We start from the raw sequence: 6,880 nt of genomic DNA, 5'->3' as shown, positions 1-6,880 counted from the left end.
TTAGGTGTAGGCGTAGCGAAAGCGAGTCTTAATAGGGCGTTGAGTTCGTGGGATCAGACCCGAAACCGAGTGATCTAGGCATGGCCAGGTTGAAGGTAAGGTAACACTTACTGGAGGACCGAACCCACATCCGTTGAAAAGGATCGGGATGAGCTGTGCCTAGGGGTGAAAGGCCAATCAAACTCGGAGATAGCTGGTTCTCTGCGAAATCTATTTAGGTAGAGCGTCATCCGAATACCCCGGGGGGTAGAGCACTGGATGGGTAATGGGGCCCCACAGGCTTACTGATCCTAACCAAACTCCGAATACCCGGGAGTACTAGATGGCAGACACACTGCGGATGCTAACGTCCGTAGTGGAGAGGGAAACAACCCTGACCTACGACTAAGGCCCCCAATTCATGGCTAAGTGGGAAAGCAGGTGGGACGACCAAAACAACCAGGAGGTTGGCTTAGAAGCAGCCATCCTTTAAAGATAGCGTAACAGCTCACTGGTCTAAATAAGTTGTCCTGCGGCGAAGATGTAACGGGGCTCAAGCCATGAGCCGAAGTCTAGGGATGCGTAAGCATCGGTAGCAGAGCGTAGTGTGACATAGAACTCATCCGTATTTGCATCTGTGTTGTGTAAGCAGCTGGATGTAATGACGGATCGAGTTCTTTCGATGAAGCCGGGGCGTGAGCCATCCGGTGGAGAGATCACTAGTGAGAATGATGACATGAGTAGCGACAAAGAGTGTGAGAGACACTCTCGCCGAAAGTCCAAGGGTTCCTGCTTAAAGCTAATCTGAGCAGGGTAAGCCGGCCCCTAAGCCGAGGCCGAAAGGCGTAGGCGATGGGAACTAGGTTAATATTCCTAGGCCAGGAGGATGTGACGGATTGCAGATGTAGTTCAGCCTTATCGGATTGGTTGGGCTGCTGAGCAGTTCCTGGAAATAGCCCTCCATCAGACCGTACCCTAAACCGACACAGGTGGACTGGTAGAGCATACCAAGGCGCTTGAGAGAACGATGTTGAAGGAACTCGGCAAAATACCTCCGTAAGTTCGCGAGAAGGAGGCCCGGTTCCTAGGCAACTAGGGGCTGGGGGCACAAACCAGGGGGTGGCGACTGTTTATTAAAAACACAGGGCTCTGCGAAGTCGCAAGACGACGTATAGGGTCTGACGCCTGCCCGGTGCCTGAAGGTTAAAAGGAGAGGTGAGAGCCTTGAATTGAAGCCCAGGTAAACGGCGGCCGTAACTATAACGGTCCTAAGGTAGCGAAATTCCTTGTCGGGTAAGTTCCGACCTGCACGAATGGCGTAACGACTTCCCCGCTGTCTCCAACATCGACTCAGCGAAATTGAATTGCCTGTCAAGATGCAGGCTTCCCGCGGTTAGACGGAAAGACCCCGTGCACCTTTACTACAGCTTCGCACTGGCATCAGGATTGTGATGTGCAGGATAGGTGGTAGGCTTTGAAACCGTGACGCCAGTCGCGGTGGAGCCTCCCTTGAGATACCACCCTTCGCACTCTTGATGTCTAACCGCGGTCCGTTACCCGGATCCGGGACCCTGCGTGGCGGGTAGTTTGACTGGGGCGGTCGCCTCCTAAAGCGTAACGGAGGCGCGCGAAGGTTGGCTCAGAGCGGTCGGAAATCGCTCGTTGAGTGCAATGGCAGAAGCCAGCCTGACTGCAAGACTGACAAGTCGAGCAGAGTCGAAAGACGGCCATAGTGATCCGGTGGTCCCGAGTGGAAGGGCCATCGCTCAACGGATAAAAGGTACGCCGGGGATAACAGGCTGATACTGCCCAAGAGTCCATATCGACGGCAGTGTTTGGCACCTCGATGTCGGCTCATCTCATCCTGGGGCTGGAGCAGGTCCCAAGGGTACGGCTGTTCGCCGTTTAAAGAGGTACGTGAGCTGGGTTTAGAACGTCGTGAGACAGTTCGGTCCCTATCTGCCGTGGGTGTAGGAGACTTGAGAGGAGTTGCCCCTAGTACGAGAGGACCGGGGTGAACGATCCACTGGTGGACCAGTTGTCGTGCCAACGGCAGTGCTGGGTAGCTATGATCGGAAAGGATAACCGCTGAAGGCATCTAAGCGGGAAGCCCCCCTCAAAACAAGGTCTCCCTGAGGGCCGTGGAAGACCACCACGTCAATAGGCCGGAGATGTACGCGCAGTAATGCGTTCAGTTGACCGGTACTAATCGCCCGATAGGCTTGATTTGATCCAGTAACAGAAAGACAAATCAAAAACATACACCTCAGTAAACATGGATAACTTCGTCGCTTCAAACGACGATGTTGATTGACATAGCAACCGTGCAGGAACGCGCATCCGCTTCGCGAATACGCTGCCTCCTGCGCGTCGCCTTTTTGCAAAGCAAAAAGAGCGACGGGGATTTTCCTCGGTTTGGTGGTCATAGCGCAAGTGAAACACCCGGTCCCATCCCGAACCCGGAAGTTAAGCACTGCCGCGCCAATGGTACTTGGGCTTAAGCCCCGGGAGAGTAGGTCACCGCCAAACCTAGAAAAATCCCCAATCTCTCAAAACGATGAAAAGAACACTACCCGGTCTCAAGTAGCCGAATAGGCGGTAGACCAACGCTAAGTGTCGCGGGATGGAGCAGCCCGGTAGCTCGTCAGGCTCATAACCTGAAGGTCGCAGGTTCAAATCCTGCTCCCGCAACCAAATCCCAACAGCCCGTTCGATCTATAAACAGTCCACCGGACTGTTTACTTTACGATCTCACCTCGTCAGGCGCATAAACCAAACCCAAAAACACGCACGGCGCAGAACCTCAAAACAGAACGTGAAGACGACAACGATCCAAGAAGTAAAGCGCCCAAGAATGCTGAAATCCAAACCCTAAATCACAAAACCCGCACACAAAACCCACAAATACCCATTCGCCTAAACACCGCCTCCAGGAACTTAAATCCTCAACGCCTCTTCATTTGAGGCAGGACGGACCACGGGATTGTAGCGGACCTCTCGCGACCGCTTCAAAACGCAGCCCGATAGGGCACACCTTCCAATCGCTCTAAACGGTTGCTAATTCTACGCGCCCAAAAATGTTCAAGCATCGTCTCCATCGGAACCGCGATCCGCAAAAAACACACGCGCATTCCCAACCTCTTCACATTCCCAAACGCAAAGCTCCCAAATACTTCCGAGGCAGAAAATCAATCATGGTTACGATTACGTTCGTGATTTTGCGCCCTTTCCAGTTACGCACAGCGAAGATGCTATGCTCAAAGAAAGCACTCTCGTCGTCCGGAATCAGATTTATTGAAACGCCGGTTTCATTCGCAGATATCAATTTGATTCTGAACACTAGCGGAGGGTGAACCCGTATTGTGGACGTTATTGCCTTAAAGGCAGCGTAGATATTACATCGTTTCGAATCCGTAAATTAATTCGGCTTTCTGTTGCCTTCTCCGCCACATTTTAGCCGTAAAGAAGGGCCCAAATTAACGTGTATGAATGTACATGTTTCAGACGCAGCTGCGTCTTTTGGGTAACGAGATGAAGCAACGGGTTGCGGGGAACACTACACCCGCCATCAGAGTTGAAGCTTTTGAACAGACCGACTGCAGAGGGAGATACCGTTTCACCGGCAATCGGCAAACCAATAAATTTGGCTTGCATCAGGCCCTTCCAGCTTGTTCTTTCGGGTTTAAGCCATTGGGGAAACTCCCTATCCTCAAGAGTTTTTCGAACGACCCTCACCGCCCTTCGTTGTTGCCTTTCCAAGCGATCGGAAGGACACAATGAAAGCAGAGGTAATCAAAAACTGGCAAGCCATTGTCGATCTGAAAACGCAATGGAACGCTGTATATAAGGCAGACCCGGAAGCCTCGTATTTCCTGTCACATGATTGGCTGTTTGGAACTAAAGACAATATCGGGCGCGGTGGCTTTGTTATCGGCGTCCGAGAATCCGACGACGAGTCCGATTATGTCGCGTTTCTACCGGTTCGACTGTATACCAAGCATGATGAAAACGGGTTCTACAATGAGGTGGACCTGATCGGAGCCGGAGTTTCGGATTATCACGGGTTCATTTGCATTCCAGAGTTTGAGAAGAAAGCCATTGTGGCACTTGCAGACATACTGAACAGGATGAATTGGCGGCGGTTTCGACTTCGCTATACCCCAGCTTCTAAACGCAGGTTGCAAATTTTCCTGAATGCCTTTTCCGGTGAGATTCTTGAGCTTAAGTCACATCGGATGCTGGATGAAAACGGCATCGACCTTGGAATTTGTCCGTACACGATGCTCCCGGATGATTGGGATGAATATCTATCGAAGAACCTCAGTTCAAATACCCGACACAAGATCAGGCGATATCTACGCTTAGTGGAGGGTTCAGAGAGCTTTCATTTCACACATACGACTGCTGAAACGCTGGAGCGAGATATCGAAATATTGAACCGGCTATGGACCGAAAGGTGGGGAGAAAGCAAAGGCGATCAACTGCCTGGAATCCAAGCCACAACGCGCCGGATACTCCGTTCAGCTTATTTTACAAACACGCTTTTCTTTCCGATCCTCTGGCAAGATGATCTCCCGCTTTGCGCGCTTGGCATTTTTGTGGACCACGAGAAAAAGACCTACAACTTCCATATTGGCGCTCGTGACACTTCGTTCAAAGGCCCGCCCTCTCCGGGTCTTGTGACGCACGCCTATGCCATCCGGCACGCAATTTCCCAGGGTATGCTGCAATATGATTTCCTGCGCGGGAACGAGGCATACAAGTACTCCTTTTGCTCAGAAGAGCGGCATCTACGGTCGCTGGTATTGGACACCAAATCCGGTCTCAACCTGGGGGACAAGCTGGAACGAGACTGCCTACGGTACGTCTGGCAGAACACTCTCAGGCTTTACCGGGAAGGTGATCTTGCTGCCGCAAAGCGCGGCTGTTCCCAAATCCTGAAAACCGATCCGAACCAACCCGCCGTGATGTATCTATACGGGTACACGCTTGCGCAGTTGGGACACCACGGCATCGCGTCTCGCGTATTCTTAAAAGTGTTGCAGCGCAATCCGGAGTCGCCAAAGCTTTGGCTTCGTTTGGGACGGTCTTTGATTACGCGACAAGCAGATACAAATGAACCGGCACGACAGATCAGCGGGGGGAAGGACTGCCCGCAGGACGTGTCGGCCCTTTTGCGAAATATTGCGCGGATACTGTCCAAGCTCAAACTAAACGATCAGGCCGTGGCTGTTTCGAAAGCTGCATTACGGCTTGATCCTGAAGATAGCGATCTTTCGGTGGCCCTTTCCAAGGCGCTGCTCGGGCGGAAAAGTCGCGCGATAAACAAAAGACCCAGTAAACACTCAAACGAGAAAAGGGCTTTGACCCGTCGTCGCGACGAGTATCCACAGCCGTCAGCGATACGACCAGATAGGAACAAAGAAGTCCAAGGTTCGCCAAGGCTTTGACCTTTAAAGTTCTAGGCGAAGTTCTGTTCGCTGATACAGATCGGCAAGGCGCGGAAATCACGCTGGAAAGTCGGATGATTTTTTGTCACCGAAGGTGTTGCGCTACTATATGACCGATCAATTCGGCAGTTCTTCCGGCCACGTTTCCGGAGTGTTCGACGACCGACCGTCAGACTAGAGTGGGTTGTCAAAGAGATATCTTAGGTTCACGGTTTGTAGTTTTTGCAGCGGTAACCGGGCTTGTCGTGGATCAGATCGGCAGTGTGTCGCACGCCGCCGAAACGGGCACGATAATCCGACGCGGACACGCCAAGATGGCGTTGGAATGCGCGGCGCATGCGCTCTGCGTTCTGGAAACCCGCTTCATACGCAATCTGCTCTACCCCATGAGCGGTGGTCTCCAGCGCCACTCGTGCCGCCTGCACCCGCGCGGTTTCGACATAAGCCGCAGGCGTCATTCCGGTTTCATCCTTGAAACGGCGCGCGAATGTACGCTCCGACAGGTGTGCGCGCGCCGCGAGCGCTGTGACAGTTAGCGGATCGCCCGGTGTGGCAAGTACGTATTCCAGCGTCTCGCTGATGGCTGGGTCTTCGGCCCGCTGCGCGATCAGTTGCGCGCTAAACTGGGACTGGCCGCCGGGGCGCATCATGTACATCACGCTGAAGCGTGCGACCTGCAGCGCAATCTCGTGGCCCCAATCCATCTCTACAAGTGCAAGCGCCAGATCCATGCCGGATGTCACGCCCGCCGAGGTCCAAACCTCGCCGTCACGGACGTAGATTGCATCGCGATCGACTTGCACTTTGGGATAGTCCTTTTCCAACGTGCCGCACCAAAACCAGTGTGTGCTTGCGCGCTTGCCGTCAAGCAAGCCTGCCTCGGCCAGGATCAGTGCGCCCGTGCAGATCGAGGCGACCCTTTGCGCACGCGGAGCAACGCGGCGGATGAAGCTCAGAAGGTCCGGGTTCTTCATTTGTGCCGAATTGCCATGCCCGCCGGCCACCATCAGGGTATCGATAGGTCCCGTGTCGCGCTCAATGTCAGCAAAGGACTTTGTAGCGGGGATAGTAAGTCCAGAGCTGGCCTCTACCAGACCCGCATCAGCAGCAATGATCTCGACCTCGTAAGGTTCTGGTTCACCGGACACAAAGAACTTGGTCGTCGCAAGAATTTCGAGCGGGCCAACCACATCAAGGTTATGCACGCCGGGGTAGGCGATCATCAAGACCCGGCGGCTTCGCGATGTCGTCGAAGTATCAATTGTCTTTGTCATAGTCAGACATTTAGCAAATTCGTGCAGATTCCGTTACGACAAAGACCCCTCGTTTTCCGCCAAATGCCGCAGTCTGGCTAAGTTGGCAGATTTGGTGGGGTCTTTGTCCTAACTGACAGGCAAGGATTCGGCGTAGCGTCCGACCATTATCGCCACGCCCGATGTCCGACACGCGTT

The 6,880-nt window shown here is 53.3% G+C and carries 2 protein-coding genes, 1 tRNA gene and 2 rRNA genes (1 of these 5 cut by a window edge); 4 read left to right on the top strand and 1 reads right to left on the bottom strand.

What is annotated here, in order from left to right:
- From ACXAET_RS11650 to ACXAET_RS11635, 4 genes are all read left to right on the top strand, one after another.
- A 23S ribosomal RNA gene (locus tag ACXAET_RS11650) occupies positions 1-2,209 on the top strand (it extends 681 nt beyond the left edge of the window).
- A 184-nt stretch (positions 2,210-2,393) separates the two neighbouring features.
- Positions 2,394-2,508 (top strand): 5S ribosomal RNA (rrf, locus tag ACXAET_RS11645).
- Between the two features lie 88 nt (positions 2,509-2,596).
- Positions 2,597-2,673, top strand: a tRNA-Met gene (locus tag ACXAET_RS11640).
- Between the two features lie 1,082 nt (positions 2,674-3,755).
- Positions 3,756-5,429: a GNAT family N-acetyltransferase gene (locus ACXAET_RS11635; RefSeq protein ID WP_475184966.1), complete on the top strand. Its 1,674-nt coding sequence runs from the start codon at positions 3,756-3,758 to the stop codon at positions 5,427-5,429.
- A 206-nt stretch (positions 5,430-5,635) separates the two neighbouring features.
- On the opposite strand, the gene ACXAET_RS11630 is transcribed toward ACXAET_RS11635, so the two are convergent.
- Positions 5,636-6,703 (bottom strand): GlxA family transcriptional regulator, encoded by a 1,068-nt coding sequence (locus tag ACXAET_RS11630; protein ID WP_475184964.1) that lies wholly within the window; start codon positions 6,701-6,703, stop codon positions 5,636-5,638.
- Positions 6,704-6,880 lie beyond the last annotated feature (177 nt).

Source organism: Ruegeria sp. AWH4_226 (assembly GCF_056159225.1).
This window is presented reverse-complemented; position numbering and strand designations above follow the sequence as displayed.